The organism is Microvirga rosea (assembly GCF_020595095.1).
GTDB lineage: Bacteria > Pseudomonadota > Alphaproteobacteria > Rhizobiales > Beijerinckiaceae > Microvirga > Microvirga rosea.
On sequence record NZ_JAJDOP010000016.1, the window covers coordinates 39,822 to 57,139 of the forward strand.

Genomic DNA, 17,318 nt, shown 5'->3' on the forward strand with positions numbered 1-17,318 from the left:
TTATACATACCATTCATGATCGCTCGTGGCCTTCGGGTGACACCCCAGGAATGAGCGGGGAAAGACCCGAATTCCAAATGGAAGAATGCGTGCTCATTTTTCGGCAGGCCGCGTTACCTGGGAAGGTTTGCTTCCTCGTACGCAAACTCAGGCCATTCCGGGCGTCGGTTCGGGATTAGCACCGATATCCCCGTCGTCTGGATCCGATATTCTTGCGACTTGTTGCGGCCCCCCTGGCTCCGCGCGAGGAGACAGCCATGTCTGAGTTGGGAGCCTGCCATACGGCTCCAGCGGAACGGCTTGCCACTGCGGCTGTTCAGCTTGCGCTGGATCCTGCTCGGTATCGTGGTCCTGATGGTTGCGCTCGGGTCCGCGCGACGTCTTGAGCGCTGGGGCAAGGCCAGGGAGGGTACGATGAGGAAAGCCGTTGCGGCCTTCACGGTCGCCGCCATTGCCGTCACCGCCCTATCCGTCCGGGCGGCTCCGTCGCAGGCGGACCGGGCCGTGGACTTCGAACGGGTAATACGGATGCTGTTCGACAGCATGGATAGGACGGGCGACGGCCTGATCGATGGAGCCGAAATGAGGCGCTTTGCCGACGATACCTTCGCCATGTTGGATGCCGACGGCAACCTGAGGCTCACCTACGCCGAGTTTCGAAATCTCGATTTCGGCTTGCGCGGCCTGGCGGAACGTCATGACCGGCTGAAGCTGTACGCTGATGCCCGCAAACGCATCTGGCAGCGCTGGCGCCATCCGCGGCCGAGAGAGGTGACCAGAGCCGCCTTTCGCCAACACCTGCGCGGCGAACTCCTGCGTGTCTCTCGCGGCCACTTCGGCGTGAGCTACGCGGAGTTCCAGCAGGCACGCTTCGTTCAGGATCTTGCGACGGCCTTCAGGTGAGGCTGCATCTTCGAATGAACCGCGACAACCCATCCGCTCATAGGAGACAGCGACGATGGCACGTTTGAAGGGGATCATCGCCTCCAGCCTGACCCTTGCCACGATCGGCCTTGCGCCGACACCCGCCCAAGCCGCCGTGCCAGCCGAGGAGGCCGTCCTGATCGCTGAAGGCGAGGCCGCTAGGCGCGAGATCCTGCGGCTGGCTGGGATCAGGGTCATGCCAGCAACATCCGTTGGAACCGGTAGTTCGTTCGAGCCAAATCAGAATTATAGTATCCAATGGCGGTGGATTCCCTGCAATGCTCACAGACAATTCAATAGTAGTTTCGATTGCTGCAAAACGAAAAAATTGCGCTCGGGCAGATTCCAGAGGAAATTGAACTTCGACTGTTCGGTTCGGGGTGCGCCGCTTCCAAAGACAATTTCGCGCAGTAAAGCGCATCCAGTGTTTTCGCGACTTGCGCCGGAGGGAGAGCATGCGTGAATATTGGTTCGGACGATGCTGTTCTGATTATGGAGGTTTTATCGTCGGGCGTCGCTGGGGAGATGCACGGCGGGGAGGGGAGAGCATGCCAGCGCAAAGCTCGTACCCGTTCATCGCTGTCGGGTTCCTGATTGCATCGCTCGGGTTTCCCACGCTAGCCTGGGCCCAGGTGCCACTCGGGACCACCCTCGATCCGGCAACATGGATCGGTGGAACCGGGACAAATCAGTGGAACAACCAGAATAATTGGGTGCTTCCTTCAGGCGGTCATGCAGTTCCGCTCCTGATTGCGAATTTCACTAATCTTGCTACTCCGGGGAACAGGATTGTCCGCGATCAAAATAGCCAATCGATTGGTATGCTTAATTTCACCGCCCCCAATTATCTCTTGAGCTTGGAAAATGGTACCGTGCTGACCGTTCATGGTACTGGCTTTGTGGTCAACGATCCCGCCGATCGGCCAATCGTTAGCGTCGGCACCATTGGCAGTGGCACGATCAAATTCACCAACGCCTCGACAGGGAGCTTGGCGAAGTTCGCGATCGCCCCGAATGGGACGCTCGATCTGTCGGGCCGTTCGACGCCGGACGGGATGACTGCCGGCGCGATCGAGAACGCCGGACGGATCATCATTACCAACAGAGATGCCGGTAGTGTCGGCAATACGCTCACCGTTTTCGGACCTTATACCGGGAACGGTGGCTCCATCAGCTTGAGGACTGTTCTCCAAGACGACAGCTCACCCTCCGATCAACTCGTCATCAATGGCGGTAGGGCGACTCTTGACGGTGCGGCCCAAGCCACCGGCAGAACACTTCTGTACGTCGCCGCCGGTCCGAACAGTACGGGCGGCTACACCGATAACGGCATCCTGGTGATTGATGCGACCAACGGCGGCACGACTGCGGCAGGAGCGTTCTCGCTCGCGAACGAGGTAAGAGGCGGAGCTTTCGACTACCGCCTGTTTCGAGGTGGTCTCGACGGCAGCAATCCAGACGATTGGTTTCTTCGCTCGGACTTTCTCGGAGGCGGCGGCAACGGGAATGGGAACAATGGTGGGAATGGGCCCGTCACACCACCGGACGAATTGCCCCCAGATGAGTTGCCCGAAGTTTTACCTCCCGTGCTGCCGCCGGGTGTATATCCGATCATCGGACCTGAGATTGCCACATACAGCGCAGTCCAGCCGAAGGCCAGGCAACTCGGACTTGCCACGCTCGGCACCTTGCACGAGCGCATTGGCGACACGCTCGTGATCGGAAATGGGGCGGGTGCCGGATTCGGCCAAATCCATTCCGCTTGGGGGCGCCTATTCGGCGAGTATATCAACGACCGCTTGCGCTCTTTCGCCCACCCACGCACCGATGGCCCTCTGGGTGGCTTTCAGGTCGGCGTCGATCTCTTGCACAACGGATCGGCTGCCGGGCACAGGGACGTTGCCGGCATCTACTTCGCCTTGGGCCATGCCAATGTCGATGTGACCGGGCTTGTCACCAACGACGCTGCAACCAACTACGAATTGCGCAAGACCGGAAGTATCGATCTCAACGGGTTGTCGGGCGGCGCCTACTGGACGCACTATGGCCCGAGCGGCTGGTATGTCGATGCGGTGTTACAGGCGACGGCCTACGACGGCACAGCATCCACGCGGTACGCCAGCCTGTCGACTGAAGGAGTTGGTTTCGCCGCCTCACTGGAAGCAGGTTATCCAATTCCTATTCCGACTCTCGGCTCTGGCTTCGTGTTGGAGCCGCAGGCGCAGATCGTCTGGCAGCATGTTTCATTCGACGTTGATGACGATGGCTTGGGCGAGGTTGCGCTCGGCTCCACGTCCGGGGCGAGTGGGCGTATTGGGCTGCGGGGCCGCTGGACCATCACCGGCGATGGCGGTCAGGTTTGGCATCCATATGTACGGGCGAACCTTTGGCACAATTGGGATGCGCAGGCGACTACGACCTATTCCGGTATTGATCGGGTTCCGCTGCTCCAGACCGGAACACGAGTTGATCTCAGCGCAGGCGTGACGGCTGCGGTCAATCCCGGACTGAGCCTATACGTCCAGGCTGGCTATCAGTTCGCAGTAGGGAATAGTGGCAGCCACGATCACGATGGCGTTCGGGGCAGTCTTGGTCGGCGCTACAGATGGTAGGCCGATTCTGTTCCCCCTGTGCCGAACCGTCGACATTCTCCAATTGAGGGGACCGTCTGCCTTTGGTGCCGCCGGCAAACAGAGTGGGACCGCTGGCGCGCCTTATGCGGTCATCCTGTCGACTACGATCACCAAAGGTGATCGGTCATATTCCATCGCTGCATTGGTTTTCATCCGGCTTCGCTGGTAGGAATTGGTTGATCCTGACCCGCCTTCGGAGGCTGCCATGCCCCGCTTTCCGTATGAGACTGTAGACGTCTTCACCGACCGCCCCTTCGGTGGCAATCCGCTGGCTGTCTTTACCGATGCGCGCGGGTTCTCCGATGCACAGATGCAGGCGCTGGCCGCGGAGATGAACTACAGCGAGACAACGTTCGTCCTGCCGGCCGACGATCCGGCTAATGATGTCCGTGTGCGCATTTTCCATCGCACGGCTGAGATGCCCTTTGCCGGCCATCCCAATGTCGGCACGGCTTATGTGCTGGCGCGACATGGACGCGACCGCAATGGCATGCTGCGGTTCGAGCAGAAGGCTGGCCTTGTCGAGATCGCTGTGGAGCGCGATGCGGCCGGAGCGGTGACAGGGGCGGTTATTGCGGCACCGCAGGCCCTGTCCCTAGGCATGGAGTTGCCGGTCGACGGGATCGCCGCCTGCGCTGGGCTTTCCGTCCCCGATATCGTTACAGCGGCCCACAAGCCAGTGCAGGCCTCGGTCGGCGTCAAGTTCGTGCTGACGCAGGTCGCGCCGGAAGCTCTTGCCAGAGCGACACCTGATCTCGCCGTTTTTCGCAAGCTCGTGCGGCTGTATGGTGAACTGGCCGGACGCTTGTCGCTGTTCCTCTATGTGCGTGATGGCAACACGATCCGAGCACGGATGTTCGCACCGCTCGCAGGCACCTGGGAAGACCCGGCGACGGGAAGCGCCAGCGCCACGCTCGGCGCTCTGCTGCTCTCGCTCGATGGTGGCGACAAGGCCGCCTTCACCATTACACAGGGCGTCGAGATGGGCCGGCCGAGCTTGCTCAAGGTGACGTCGTGGCGCGCCGAGGATGGCTATCGTTCGCGTGTCGGCGGCAGTTGCACCCCGATGTTCCGGGGTGAGGCGCTGCTTTAGAGAACCGAGTGCTCAAAAAGCGTTCTGCCGCAACATCAAGGTTGAACAGCTTGGTAACCGGCTCATCGATGCAACGGCCGCGGCCAATCGGGAATATAGCGCACGCACAGAGCAAGGCCGTACTTTAAGAGCGGTATGGCAGATCTTGAGGCCAAATAATAGGACTTCCCAACCGGGCGCAGAATGACCTTGATTTCTGAACTTCAGATCAGACCGAAGCCTGTCAGGTCCGCAATGTACTGGTTCACCTAATCATGCCTCGGACTCCTGGAGGTTGCCCGACTTTTTGGTTGCCAATTGAATACTGCAAGGGTGTGAGTTCAAAGCAATCAAAAGAAATACTGTTCCCGCAATGGTTAGTCCATTCCGAGAAGGTGATAAATTCGCTTGGTATAAGTGCCGAACTGCTCCGTTGTTTTGACTTCGAGAGTGCGTGGCAATGGCAGCACGATGTCGAAATAGTCCGCCATGCGGGCCGGCCCAGCCGTTAAAACCGCACAGCGTGAGCCGAGGAATACAGCCTCCTGAATGGAGTGCGTCACGAAGATGATCGTCTTCGAGCTTTGCTGCCATATCCGCAGCATCTCAAGGTTCATCTTCTCTCGGGTGAGGGCGTCGAGCGCTCCGAAAGGCTCATCCATCAATATGAGTTTGGGATCGTGCACCAGAGCCCGTGCGATGGATGCGCGCTGCTGCATGCCGCCTGAGAGCTCATACGGATACTTGTTCTCGAAGCCCTGCAGCCCGACCATATTGAGAAGGTCACGAGCGCGCTCCTTCGCTTCCCGATGGGGAAGGCCGAGGATTTCCGCAGGTAGGATCACGTTCTCCAGAATGGTTCTCCATTTCAGCAGGAGCGCCTGCTGGAAGACCATGCCCACGTCGCGTCCAGGCGTGAAGGTAGAGGCGCACGTCCCGATCCTTACCTCGCCGTCGTCGGCATCGTGAAGCCCGGCGAGAATCCTGAGGAGGGTGCTCTTGCCGCATCCGCTTGGGCCGACAAGGGAAACCATGTCTCCTTCCGCGATGTCCATCGTCACATCGGATACAGCGACGAATTCTTGCCCGCCTGTGCGGTAAACTTTGCGCACGTTGCGCAGGCGGATCATTGGATCGGCTTCGTTCGTGATTCGCGTCCGGTTCGGTGCAAGTGCGCTCATCATGCCAGCCACCTGTGCAGGTTCTCTGCAACGAAGGAATCATCCGAAAGGTCGGCATGGTCGCGGCTCACCCGGTCGATTTCCTCTAATTGTCCGGGGCTCAGACCCTCGTGCGGATCAATGCACCAAATGCCTTCGAGCAGGCCCTGGCGGCGCAGAATCTCATGGCAGCCGGCAATGCAGCCATGAAAGTCATGGGCGACGTCGAAGAAGGCCGAGTTGCAATCGGTCACTCGGGCATCGAGCGCGAGGATCTCCGGCGCAAGGGGGCCCGCTTCGACGGCGTTTTGTAGCTGATCCAGCATCCGGACGGCGTTGCGCGTCCAGACGGACCAATGGCCAAGAAGACCGCCCTTGATGCGGACCGTGACAGACATCCCGTCTCGAATGGCGGTGAACGGCGTCACAAGATCGAGCACGATGTGATCGTCGTTTCCCGTGTAAAGCGTCACGCGCTCCTCTGCACGCGCCGCCACCACACCTCGCACCACGTCCAAGGTCCGATAGCGGTTGAAGGGCGCTATCTTGATCGCAATGACGTTCTCGATCGCGGCGAACTGTTCCCAGAACGCTGCATCCAACGACATGCCGCCGACGGCAGGCTGCAGGTAGAAGCCAACGAGGGGAATTTCTTCGGCGACGCGGCGGCAATGGGCGATGATCTCGTCGATGCTCGCGCCCTTGAGGGCGGAGAGGCTCAGCAAGCCTGCGTGGTAGCCGAGACGGACGGCGGTCTGCGCCTCTGTGATGGCCTGCTCGGTCTTGCCGCAGACGCCGGCCACCATCACGAGATGACGGTCCGCCCATCCCTTGCTGTCTTCCATGGCGGCGGCGAGAACCAGCTCAAAGAGGCCAATCTCGCGGATGGCGAACTGGGTCGTGTGGACGCCCACCGCAAGGCCTCCGACACCTGAATCAACGTAGTAGCGGGTCAGCGCCCGCTGCCGTGCACGGTCGAACCGACGCTCGGCATCAAGAGCCAGGGGATGCGCCGGGATGGCGACGCCCCTACGGATCATGCTGAGAATCTCCGGTGAAAGTTGGGAGTGGTGCAGTGCCATGCGGGTCGTCCTCTCAGCGGGCGGAATGATTAGCCGAATTCGGGTCCGACGGCGGCAAAGAGCCGGCGGGGATCACCGAACGGTGTCGAACGGTTCTGCGCCATGCGCAGGAATGGCCGTTGGATCGAGAACCCTCTGTCCTTCAAGACACGCGCGAGCTCCGGATGCGCATCAATTACGTCGATGAAGACCGGGCCGTCGACCAGATCGAGCGCGGCCTCGAGAAGTTCTCCGGCCTTCATCTCGGACCGGGCGATAGCGGGTCCCAGCTGCGTCGCCAGCCTTCCGGGCCGGGCCAGCAAGCAGCCTGATCCGTCGTCCGTCGTGAGAGCGAGCCGTGGCGCTCTTCGAAGCAGAGACGTCAGCAGGGCAGGGCGCTCGGCTCCGAAAGCCATGGCATCTGAAGCGACGAGAGCCGCCACCTCGCTTTCGCGCAGCGGCCTTATTCCTGGGCGCATCCTACTCGTGTTGCCGCCTTGTCCCTGCCAGCGCGACAGGCCAAAGTGAGGCTCGAAGCCCAGGGGGCGATAGACGGTTTCCCCAGCAGGTGTCGCGTCCAGGACCGGCACAAGGCCTCTGCCCCGCACCTCCTGCAAGCAGGCCTGGAGGATGCGTGTGCCGAGTCCCTGCCGCCGGTGCGAAGCGGCAACCAGGACCATGCCTATCCACGCGAACCCGCCCGAATATGGAAGGGTCGCCCCCGTGGCAACGGGTTGCCCGCCGTCGTCCAGCAGGGCGAAGACCTTGCCGTGCCTCATGAAGAAGGACCAATCATCCGGAAGCTGGTTCCAGCCGGCTTCCCCTGACAAGGCCATGCAGCCTTCGATCAGGCCTTCATCGATCGGTTGTAGTCGGAGGTTCTCAATAGGCGCCATCGCGGGTCTCGAAATGCGTCGGCTTGCCGAGGCTCGGACGATCGCGGGCGACCCACTCGGCCACCCAATCGATCATGCGGTTGAGCGGAACGGAGGGATAGCCGAACAGCCCGGAGGCCTGTGCAGTGTTTACGAGCCAGGCGGTTGGTGCTTCCTGGCCGACGATCTGGGGCGTCTTTCCGAGGCGCTCACCGAAGGCCTTCGCGAGCCAACGGATGGACGTGGTTTCGGGACCAGACACGTTGATGGGGCTCGTCGGGTCCGTTGCATAGCGCAGGCATCGCAGGGCCTGGGCATTCGCATCACCCTGCCAGATGACGTTGACATGGCCCATGGTAACGTCCACCGGCTCGTTGTCGCGAACCTTCTGGGCCACGTCGAACAGGACGCCATAGCGAAGATCGATGGCGTAGCTCAGGCGGAACAGCCGGCCGGGTGTTTTGTAGATCTGGGAGAAGTGCTCGAAGATCCGTTCGCGACCGATGCAGGAGAATGCATACTCGCCAGGCGGGTTCAGAACACTGTCCTCCGTCGCTCCTTGGCTGCCGATCCCGACGAATGGGTACACGCAGGCGGTCGAAAACGCGACGATTCGCGACTCGCGAAAAGCTTCGGCTACGAGCCCGGGCACATGGACGTTCATGGCCCAGGTGAGGGCCTGATTGCCTTGAGCGCCGAACTTGCGCCCGGCCATGAAGATTACGTTGCGTGTCTTCTGCAGACTTTCGACGGCGGCGCGATCCGTGAGATCGCAGGAGGTCGTCTCGATGCCATGGGCTTCGAGGCTGTCGCGCAGGCCCGGTTCGCTGAAGCGGGCCACGCCGATCACTCGCTTGTCGGGCGCCGCTTTGCGGGCGAGGCGCGCAAGGGTAGGGCCCATCTTGCCGCCGACGCCAAGGATCATGATGTCGCCGTCGATGGCCGCCAGATCCCTTGCCAGCGCGCGCGTCGGTATTGCCATGAAGGCATCCACGTCTTCAGGGGTATCGAACCCTGCGGGCCAGGAGCCATCGTCGAGCCAAGCAGTCATTTCATCCTCGCGTCTTTGGGAACCCACAGGTGCTCCATCACCATGACGATGAGGTACAGCGCGATGCCGAGGAGCGTGAGCAGAACCACGGCCATGAACATGGCGGGCGTGTCGAGCGAGGCCTGGACCTGGATCATCAGGTATCCGAGGCCGCGCTCGGAGGCGATGAACTCGCCGACGACCGCGCCGGCAACAGCCAGGATGGCCGCGACCTTCATGCCGGAAAAGATGTAGGGCAGGGAGCCCGGAAGCTGGATGTAGCGGAAGGCCTGCCAGCGCGAGCCCTTGAGGGAGCGCACAAGGTCGAGAATGTCGGGCTCCACTTCGTTCAGGCCGCGTACCGTTGTGAGAAGGATCGGGAAGAAGCAGAGGGTGAACGTGATCAGAATGTTCGTGCTGATGCCGTAGCTGAACCAGACGATCACGAGGGGGCCAAGGGCAACCTTCGGGATCATGTTGAGCGTCACCAGCAGGGGGAATAGCAGCAGCGTTAGGATCCGAGACCAGGAGAACAGCAGCGCGAGAACGACGCCGAGCACCACGGACAGGGCGTAGCCGCCGAATATCTCGGCTGCGGTCACCAGCGTGTTCTCGACCCAGCTGTAATTGGGCTTTGCCAGAGAGGCTATGATCGCCGTTGGGGCCGGCAGGATGAAGGAGGGGATCGGGAAAATGGTGACGATCGCCTGCCAGAGGACGATGATCCCGATGTGGACGGCGGCGATGGTGAGCCACCTCCGGCCTGTTGCAGACGCGAACTTGCCGGGAGCAGGTTCAACACGGGCCGTGGCAGTCTGGACACTGCTCGTCATGGGAAGCCTCTCCCGTTTCCGTCAGGTGAAGGGAGGCTAGCTTACCCTAAGCTGCTAATCAACTATCTGGTTGGTTGATAAGATGCGACTATGGTTGAAGAGGGCGGAGCGCCCCGAGGGCGAACTCGATGACGTGGCGGCGGCGGACTGCGACGGCTTTCGTATCGCCAAGATTCGTGCCGAAGATGGCCGACAGGGTCCGGTTGTTGGAGAAGAAGAAATACGACAGCCCGGCGATGGAAATGTAGAGGTTGATCGGGTCGATATCGTCCCGGAAAACCCCTTCCCGAACGCCCCGCTGCAGGGCGTCCCGGATAAGCTCGACGAGCGGCAGATGCATGCTTTGCACCTCTCGGAGACCATCCAAGTGCATGGCGCCATAGCGGTTCTCGTCGTTGAGGAGCGCGATGAATTCTGGATGTTCCGCAAGGTAATCGAACGAGAAGCCGACAAGGCTCTCCATGGCCCTCACAGGGGGAAGATCGGAAAGGTTCAGAGCGCGCTCACGCGCACGGATCCGGCCATAGACCTCTTCGAGGGCGGCCCGAAAGAGATCATCCTTGTTGCCGAAATAATGATACACCATCTGCTTGTTGACGCCGGCGCGGCGCGCGATCTCGTCGACACGGGCTCCTGCGGGACCCTTGCTGGCGAACTCGGCAATGGCTGCGGTAAGCAGGGCCTGACGGGAGGCCTGAGGATCGCGCTTGCCGGTGCGTGCCGTATTGTCTTCGGAACAAGGGGTGAGATCAGCCATTGGAGCCCTCTACGCGTGTATCAACCAACCAGTTAATTGATAGTTGATCTAGGTTGGCTCGAAAGGCTAGTCTTTTTCTAGCCCCGGCACCAGGACGGGCCGGAGACCTAGAGGGACAACAATCATGATCAAACTTGCGTCCGCCGCCCTTGCCACCGCTGCGCTTCTGGCTCCGGTCGGCGCCTTGGGTAAAGACAAGGTCAACCTGGTTCTCAACTGGGTTCCGACCGCCGACCATGCTCCGTACTATTATGCGAAGGCGCAGGGATGGTACGACGAGGCCAACATCGATCTGACGATCGAAACCGGAAAGGGATCCGGCGTTTCGGCCCAGCGGGTCGGTGCCGGAACCTCCGAAATCGGCATTTCGGATCTCGCAACCTCGCTCCTCGCCCGCGGCAAAGGTGCCAAGCTCGTAGCGGTCATGGCCATCTATGCCAATTCCCCTCAAGGCTTCTACTGGCTCAAGAGCAGCGGCATCGGCGGCCCGAAGGATTTTCCCGGCAAGAAGATCGGTAACCCGCCCGGTGACGCATCCCGCATCATGTGGCCGGCCTTCGCCAAGCAGGTCGGGATCGACCCAGGTTCGGTCAGCTTCGTCAATGTGAGCCCGCAGGCCAAGGTGCCGTCCTTAAAGAGCCGCGCCATCGACATCACGAGCGATTTCTATAACGAGCACGATCTCAAGGTGCGCGAGTTCGGCGACGATCTCAGCTTCCTCGCCTGGCGCGACATCGGCATCAATCCTTACGGCAATTCCATCATTGTCAACGCCGACTATCTCGAGAAGAAGCGCGGAGTGGTGAAGGCCTTCACCCAGGTGAGCCAGAAGGCGTTCGCGGCCTGCGTGCAGGACGTCGCGCCTTGCCTCAAGGCCCTGATGGCCAGCGTCAGTGGTCTTGATGAGGCCAACCAGCGCGATCAGTGGAATCGGATCAAGGAACTGATGCGCGATCCGACGACGACCTCGACCGCCCTTGGAGCCTTCGACGACCAGCGGGTGAAGAACGACTTCGAGATGGTGAAGACCTATTTCGGCCTAGAGCAGCCCTTTGAAGCCTCCACGGCTTATACCAACGAGTTTCTCGATACTTCGATCAGGATGACGGCAAAGTAGGTACTCATTTGCGACTCGCTTTCAGACCGCGACAGACGACCGCCGATATTGTGGCTGACCCTCTCACATCAGCATGAGTCTAGCTTCGTACTTGTACACACAGCGTTTGGTTGCACTTCCGGCATTCGTTGCGCATAGTAGCGGTGTGGTGTTGCAACCGGCATCACAAAAGCGCCCTGGCAGTGAGCTCCGCACGGCTAACCTGTCAGGGCGTTGTCATGTGTGAGCACATTGCTGTCATCGACGGGAAGCCAAAGTTTATCATGTGGCTTCTCCCCCCTTGGACCGCCGAAGCCTTAGCCGAGGTTTTTAAGGCAGCATGTCGGCTAAGGCATCTCTATATGTCGGCTTAGGATGCGGATCGACCACATCTCGCTGCGTGATCAGGCGTTGAATGTAGAGCTCGACAAACTGAGCAGAGCACTTGTTTCTCTGGAAACGGCATCGATATCCACGGCAAAAGCATCCGCCCGCATGGGATTGATGCTCTAGAGAGCTCACAGGCCAGCAAGGACACCGTTGGTGCAGGCTATTGCTGCGGCAGTCAGGCCGCCCCCGCACTTTCCAACAGGATCGGGTCGCTCGTCTCTTGCTTGGGGCGAGACCGGGACCGCTACGGCCGCACGATTGCGGTCTGTTCACAGAATGGCGAAGACCTTAACGCCTGGATGGTGGCGAGCGGCTATGCGATCGCCTGCCGCCAGTACAGCAACGACTACGTGGCAGAGGAGGACGCCGCACGAGCTTCCCGCCGCGGGATATGGGCCGGAACCTTCACCCAGCCCAATTGCGGCCTCGACACCAGCGGTTATGATCGGCTGTGGCGCGGAACATCGCCCCGGACCGAGATTGTCTGCGCGGATTTCAAAGAAACCAGGGCAATGCGTGAGGCAGCGGTCTCAGTCGCCAAGCCTCCTTTAGAATTCACCCCCGAACCACCGCGCCTTCCGACCACGTTTCTTCGGCAGGTAGATCTGTTCGCATGACCCGCTCTGTTTCCTGCTCGTTGCCCAACGTGAGAAATACCATGACCGAGAACAGAACTCTTCTTTGCCAGACCGAAATCCGTGACTGGCGCATTGCCGATGGCAGCGCCGAAGACCTGATCGGCCGCCAATCGGAAGACTGGCTCTTTCAGATTTCCCATTCGGATTATGGCGGCCTCACCCTGACCCCCAAAGCGCCGGACGGTACCAAGCGTTTGATCGATTTGGAAATCGATCAGGGCAACGCCGTCATTCGCTCATATAGAGGCGATGAGCCTGACGCCAAAATGATCGTCGCGGCCGACGCCACCTACGTGTCCTCCTGCTCTGAAGTCGGACCACTAGGTCGAAAGCTCATACGGTACGAGTCCGAGGATGCAGACTTCTGCAACGGCGAAGTGCCGGCGAACATGACCATCCGGGCTAGCGACTTGGCCGGCTCGGAGTGCACTGATCCAATCCTGAAGAATCTCAGCTCAAGTGAAGCTCGCTACACGGTCGTCCTGGACACCTGCGGAAATCCAGATCGTGGCCAAGATCCCTCGCGCCGGGACCCTGGCGCCATCCGAAAAGTCGTTCCGATTGAAGAGTTCGCTACGGCTTCGAAAGTCTGCAGGGGTTACATCGAGCACAATGACCGTGGCAGTGCCAATTGGACCGCCGGCGAAATTCAAGAGAACGGCCAGATCGTTGGCAAGATCAGCTGTAACGGGACTGTCTGGCCACCGGGGAATTTGCTGTCGGCATGACGCCACTCTGGCCGGAGCCGAACGAGGAGGCGACGAAGCCGAAGGACCCACCCGGGTGGAAGGCGGTCCAAATATGTTCGCCAGGGACTGCCAACGTCATGAAAGGGAGTTGACCGTCCCGATTAAATCGCCGAAGGCAGGAGGGATCTAACGCGACCGTCGTTCCATGAAGCTAAAATTCGCCTTTGCAGCATCCGCCACATTCATGAGTTGCACCCTTCCGGCCTTCGCTCAGAATGCAGAGGATGTGATGCATCCTCTGGATCTGCGTGAGCCTGGGATCTATTCCCATCCCGCAGTTGAGATCTGGAAGGACCTACTCGACAAGGCCAACGCCGAACGAAAAGGGAATCCGGCCACATCTGGGCAACTCGTGCCAGGATACGTTTTCGCCAAGGAGTTCAAGGACGGCGACACGACCGTGTTAGCTTCTATCTATCGCGCATGGGATACCGTTTGCGATAACGGGCCGAACTCTTCGACCAGCACAGTGGATTGGGGTACCTGCCCGGTCAGGATTAAGGTCACCGAAGGCGGCCGGTCGCGGATCGTCGAAGACGACGTTTGTACAACGATCACCGCCCTCGTCGACGCCTCCAATGCCCCGGACGACAAAAACTATGCGGCGTTCATCCCGAACGTCGGGATCCAGTTCAATGTCGCATCCAAGGGCAGATACGCAAAAGAATGCACCAAGCTCGTCCGTCTTGATAGGGCGAGATCTGCGACAGCGAAGCTCGACAAGATGGGTGAACCCCTACCTCCGCCCACAGGGACCATCACCGCAGTTTATTCAGATACTCAGGGCAAAACCTGTAAGCAGATAGTGAGCGAGTCCGAATTCAGCCATTGGAGCTGCTCGGCGCCCGGTGGACGGAGGGCTCAGTTCATGGACACCGGTCTGGTAGCCGCCGTTCGTTTTGGTGACAGCACCAACACCCAACTCGAGCCTGGATTCCAAGTCTCTGGCGGTATGATTGGCAAGAAGATCGAATGGCGCGTTCGAGACGGCAGGCCCTTTGCAGGGATCCTCCGGTACTTCACCCGAGGTGCAGACGACAAGCCAAGCCAGGTTTTGGTCGTGACAAAGGTCAACGGGAATGAAGCTTGCCACATCGGATATGTCAGCGCCCGTCTGAAGAACGCTAATCAACAGGCGGCTGAGGTCGCCGATAACACGGCGCACACGTTTAAGTGCGGCACTGATCGTCCGATCAGAATAGGCAATCCTCAGATCCGTCTGGAATCCGATGATTAATCAACGGCGATCACCCGGTATGTCCGCCCGGGACGATCTTGGTGCCGGGCGCCTGCTTGACCGCCCGAAAGTCTAATCCACAGTAAACGACCATAGTAAGCGCTCGACTCCCATTTGGATGTTCTTCCAATCTTCCAGAAATACGCGGCGATAGCGAAACCGAACCACCGCATTCAGAGGCAGGAAGACCATCGTCTGTTCACACTGTGCGACGATTTTCGCGCTTGGATCTTCTTCTTTGCTCCTGCGTTGGTCCGAATCACAAACGATGAAGAGCGGACTACGCTCAACGTCCTCTCCTAGAAACAAAAGATCCTTGACCTTGGTATAGGGATTGAGCTCCGGGAGGGGCGCCTGAATGCCAATTCTGTTGAGGCCGAACTTCGGAGCTCTTCGCTCCAGTGGCCTATTGCGCAACTCTGGTTCAGTTAGATCGACAAGAAATCTTTGCGCGAGGGATAGCTTTATCTCGTAACGCTTTCCTTCGGTTACGTCGCTCCCGACGATGAAGCCCGCTTCAACGGCACCTTCCAGTTTGTCTCCGCCACCAGGCCGGGTGAAATCCGCCAAGTTGTCTGGGGTTCGTGGGCTCAGATCGGGCAGGAGAGCGGCAAATAGGAAGATCGCTTCTGCTCCGTTGGCGGCAATACCCTGATTGGGATAGTCTTTTCCAAGCCAAGCTGAGACGGCCCCACCCCAAAGTGACGTGTAGCCGGCGGGCTGTCGCAAAGTGATGACGCGGTCAGGGTTTCGCACCATCCAGGGGATGAAAACAACCTTCTGCCCTTTCGCGCTCGGGGGACTGCTCGCAGCCCTCGCAATGGCTGAGTCTGCGCCAATCATGGTGATCAAGACGGCCAGGTAGCGCCAGATTGGCTTGGTGTTCATTTCCATTCATACCACTCCATCAAAGATGGGTTGGGCATCATCCAGCTTCGGACGCTGCAAGACGAGGCATGCGGTCTGAATGAGAGACAGGGGCGTGAGCGTTGTTCCTGACATGAGCCATTCTCGTGCAAATACCAAGGTGGCAGCAAGAGACGGGTCGACTGTTCACACCAAATTCCGTAGCACGCCGTTTTTGAAATTCGAACTTTATTGCGAGTTCTAAAAACGGCTTCTAAGCCATAACGTGACAGCCTCTATGGCTGCCTTCTGTTTCAATATCACGTGGATATGAATGGAGTTGTCAGATGGACGAACCTCGGCTCGACCGGGAACACTGGACACGCGTAGCAGCAGAATGGACAGCCTGGGCGCGTTCACCCAAGCACGATGCCTTCTGGGCTTATCGCGAGGCTCTCGTTGCATATATCAGCGAGGGCAGTGGTAAGGCCCTAGAGATTGGATGTGGCGAAGGGCGTGTCTCCCGAGAGCTCAAGGCTCTTGGATATCAAGTCACCGCAACAGACACTGTCGCCGATCTCGTCGGGGCCGCCCAGCAGGCCGACTCTGCTCACGAGTATGCGGTTGCAGATGCTCGCGATCTACCGTTCGCAGAAAGCAGCTTCGATCTGGTGATGGCGTACAATGTTTTGATGGACGTAGAGGATGTACCTGCGACGCTACGAGAAATCCGCAGGGTCATGCGTCCCACCGGGCAGCTTTTCATTTCCCTAGTACATCCATTCCGGGATCGAGGGAGCTTCACTAGCTCGGAGCCAGACGCTCCATTCGTTCTGAAAGGCACCTACTTTGGACGCCAGCGATTTGAGGGGATTGAGGAACGCGACGGTTTGCAGATGCACTTTGCTGGGTGGTCACAGCCTTTGGAGGCCTATTCCGCAGCATTGGAAAAAGCTGGGTTCGCTATTACCTCCCTACGAGAGCCAATCCCGGATCGTAGCGAGGGCCAAGAGCACTTGAAGCAATGGGCGCGTGTTCCACTGTTTCTGTGGCTGAAGGCACGTCCACTTCTCCATGCAGAAGCTTGTCATGCGAATTTCCGTTAAGCTGCGTTATGGAATGCAGCAGGGGTGAGAATAGTATAACCTCGGCTAGCCTTTGGAAATGTCTTAGACAGATCTCTGATTATCCAAACGGGATTCATGGCCATACTTGCTGAGATCAAACTCTTTCTAACCGCCTTGCTCAGAGCCGTATCAGCAACGTCTTAGAAGGAGTTGGCGGAACTTGGAGCCGACCGCCCCGTTCGCATCCGGTTCGGCACCGACCGCTGGTTTCGTGTTCATCGCCGGTTTGTCGAGCTGTATGATGGATTTCAGGAGCGTCCAGAGGCCAACTTCGGGCGCGAACACTTCTCCAGCTTCATCGAAGGCTTCTGTTCGCTCCTAGACGGGCAGCTTTCCGAGGTTGTCTTGGCTCATCAGAGCGGCCACTTCGAGCTACGCGCCAGCATGGTAGCGGATGACACAGTCGAAATCAGGATCCTAGCCGGTCAGTCTCACGAGTTAATTCATCTTGGTATCAGTGAGGCCAAGCAGATCGCTGACGAATATCGATCGGCAGCGACATGAGGCTGATAAGGGACCAACAGAGCCTACGGAATTTCACCGAACGTTGTTTATGAAATGTCGGCCTTTATCGAAGTTCTGGCTTCAGACGGAGCATCTAGTCTGTAACCCGCGAAATAGCGTCCGCCATGACGATCCAGTTCACTTTCTGCGATGGCCAACAGCGGCCCTGCATGGCCCTCGGCTGCGCGTCGAAACGCGTGTTCAAATCTATCTGCGATCTCGAGGTCTAGCTCCTTCAGCTTCCTTGGCAACCACTTGCCCCGGCCTGTCCAAGCGCCGCGCCCTAACAGGATCAAGTCACCAAGTTTCTGATAGAGCGCGGTCGCAATCGCAAAGACCTCTTCGGGCGAGCGCTCGCCCCGTAAGTCGTCGGCGAGGTCACTGAT

17 protein-coding genes and 1 pseudogene are annotated in these 17,318 nt (G+C 59.3%); 10 read left to right on the plus strand and 8 right to left on the minus strand.

Annotation, left to right across the window (positions count from 1 at the left end):
• Positions 1 to 414: 414 nt before the first annotated feature.
• The 4 genes from LJD17_RS21820 (at position 415) to LJD17_RS21835 (ending at position 4,650) form a co-directional block, all read left to right on the plus strand.
• Positions 415 to 903 carry an EF-hand domain-containing protein gene (locus LJD17_RS21820; RefSeq protein ID WP_227386311.1) on the plus strand — a complete coding sequence of 163 codons (489 nt, stop codon included), beginning with the start codon at positions 415 to 417 and terminating at the stop codon, positions 901 to 903.
• Positions 904 to 958: 55 nt separating this feature from the next.
• Positions 959 to 1,387: a hypothetical protein gene (locus LJD17_RS21825; RefSeq protein WP_227386312.1), complete on the plus strand. Its 429-nt coding sequence runs from the start codon at positions 959 to 961 to the stop codon at positions 1,385 to 1,387.
• A gap of 85 nt (positions 1,388 to 1,472) precedes the next feature.
• Positions 1,473 to 3,536 carry an autotransporter family protein gene (locus tag LJD17_RS21830; RefSeq protein ID WP_227386313.1) on the plus strand — a complete coding sequence of 688 codons (2,064 nt, stop codon included), beginning with the start codon at positions 1,473 to 1,475 and terminating at the stop codon, positions 3,534 to 3,536.
• A gap of 226 nt (positions 3,537 to 3,762) precedes the next feature.
• Positions 3,763 to 4,650, plus strand: coding sequence for a PhzF family phenazine biosynthesis protein (locus LJD17_RS21835; protein WP_227386314.1), 888 nt, complete (start codon positions 3,763 to 3,765; stop codon positions 4,648 to 4,650).
• A 356-nt stretch (positions 4,651 to 5,006) separates the two neighbouring features.
• Here LJD17_RS21835 and LJD17_RS21840 read toward each other — a convergent pair whose 3' ends face one another.
• The 6 genes from LJD17_RS21840 to LJD17_RS21865 all read right to left on the minus strand — a co-directional run bounded on the left by LJD17_RS21840 (position 5,007) and on the right by LJD17_RS21865 (position 10,345).
• Positions 5,007 to 5,813, minus strand: coding sequence for an ABC transporter ATP-binding protein (locus LJD17_RS21840; protein WP_227386315.1), 807 nt, complete (start codon positions 5,811 to 5,813; stop codon positions 5,007 to 5,009).
• Positions 5,810 to 6,865, minus strand: a complete 1,056-nt coding sequence (locus tag LJD17_RS21845) for a dihydrodipicolinate synthase family protein (RefSeq protein WP_319799719.1) — start codon at positions 6,863 to 6,865, stop codon at positions 5,810 to 5,812. Before LJD17_RS21845 ends, LJD17_RS21840 begins: the two co-directional genes overlap by 4 nt.
• 35 nt (positions 6,866 to 6,900) lie before the next feature.
• Positions 6,901 to 7,746 carry a GNAT family N-acetyltransferase gene (locus LJD17_RS21850; RefSeq protein ID WP_227386317.1) on the minus strand — a complete coding sequence of 282 codons (846 nt, stop codon included), beginning with the start codon at positions 7,744 to 7,746 and terminating at the stop codon, positions 6,901 to 6,903.
• Entirely contained in the window at positions 7,733 to 8,776 is a 1,044-nt protein-coding gene (locus LJD17_RS21855) for an NAD-dependent epimerase/dehydratase family protein (RefSeq protein ID WP_227386318.1), read from the minus strand. Before LJD17_RS21855 ends, LJD17_RS21850 begins: the two co-directional genes overlap by 14 nt.
• Positions 8,773 to 9,588, minus strand: a complete 816-nt coding sequence (locus LJD17_RS21860; protein ID WP_227386319.1) for an ABC transporter permease — start codon at positions 9,586 to 9,588, stop codon at positions 8,773 to 8,775. The genes LJD17_RS21855 and LJD17_RS21860 overlap by 4 nt, the downstream gene beginning before the upstream one ends.
• 88 nt (positions 9,589 to 9,676) lie before the next feature.
• Positions 9,677 to 10,345, minus strand: coding sequence for a TetR/AcrR family transcriptional regulator (locus LJD17_RS21865; RefSeq protein ID WP_227386320.1), 669 nt, complete (start codon positions 10,343 to 10,345; stop codon positions 9,677 to 9,679).
• Between the two features lie 124 nt (positions 10,346 to 10,469).
• On the opposite strand from LJD17_RS21865, the gene LJD17_RS21870 reads away from it, so the two are divergent.
• The 4 genes from LJD17_RS21870 (at position 10,470) to LJD17_RS21885 (ending at position 14,455) form a co-directional block, all read left to right on the plus strand.
• Positions 10,470 to 11,462 carry an ABC transporter substrate-binding protein gene (locus tag LJD17_RS21870; protein WP_227386321.1) on the plus strand — a complete coding sequence of 331 codons (993 nt, stop codon included), beginning with the start codon at positions 10,470 to 10,472 and terminating at the stop codon, positions 11,460 to 11,462.
• A gap of 464 nt (positions 11,463 to 11,926) precedes the next feature.
• The gene (locus tag LJD17_RS21875; RefSeq protein ID WP_319799720.1) at positions 11,927 to 12,448 is read left to right on the plus strand and encodes a thermonuclease family protein; all 522 of its coding nucleotides are present in this window, start codon (positions 11,927 to 11,929) and stop codon (positions 12,446 to 12,448) included.
• A gap of 41 nt (positions 12,449 to 12,489) precedes the next feature.
• Positions 12,490 to 13,197 carry a hypothetical protein gene (locus LJD17_RS21880; RefSeq protein WP_227386322.1) on the plus strand — a complete coding sequence of 236 codons (708 nt, stop codon included), beginning with the start codon at positions 12,490 to 12,492 and terminating at the stop codon, positions 13,195 to 13,197.
• Positions 13,198 to 13,363: 166 nt separating this feature from the next.
• The gene (locus LJD17_RS21885; RefSeq protein ID WP_227386323.1) at positions 13,364 to 14,455 is read left to right on the plus strand and encodes a hypothetical protein; all 1,092 of its coding nucleotides are present in this window, start codon (positions 13,364 to 13,366) and stop codon (positions 14,453 to 14,455) included.
• Between the two features lie 72 nt (positions 14,456 to 14,527).
• On the opposite strand, the gene LJD17_RS21890 is transcribed toward LJD17_RS21885, so the two are convergent.
• Positions 14,528 to 15,349, minus strand: coding sequence for a hypothetical protein (locus LJD17_RS21890; protein ID WP_227386324.1), 822 nt, complete (start codon positions 15,347 to 15,349; stop codon positions 14,528 to 14,530).
• A gap of 299 nt (positions 15,350 to 15,648) precedes the next feature.
• On the opposite strand from LJD17_RS21890, the gene LJD17_RS21895 reads away from it, so the two are divergent.
• The gene (locus tag LJD17_RS21895) at positions 15,649 to 16,407 is read left to right on the plus strand and encodes a class I SAM-dependent methyltransferase (protein WP_227386325.1); all 759 of its coding nucleotides are present in this window, start codon (positions 15,649 to 15,651) and stop codon (positions 16,405 to 16,407) included.
• Positions 16,408 to 16,578: 171 nt separating this feature from the next.
• Positions 16,579 to 16,932 (plus strand): hypothetical protein, encoded by a 354-nt coding sequence (locus tag LJD17_RS21900; protein WP_227386326.1) that lies wholly within the window; start codon positions 16,579 to 16,581, stop codon positions 16,930 to 16,932.
• A gap of 47 nt (positions 16,933 to 16,979) precedes the next feature.
• On the opposite strand, the pseudogene LJD17_RS21905 reads toward LJD17_RS21900, so the two are convergent.
• Positions 16,980 to 17,318, minus strand: a pseudogene (locus LJD17_RS21905) (nucleotidyltransferase domain-containing protein); the annotation flags it as partial.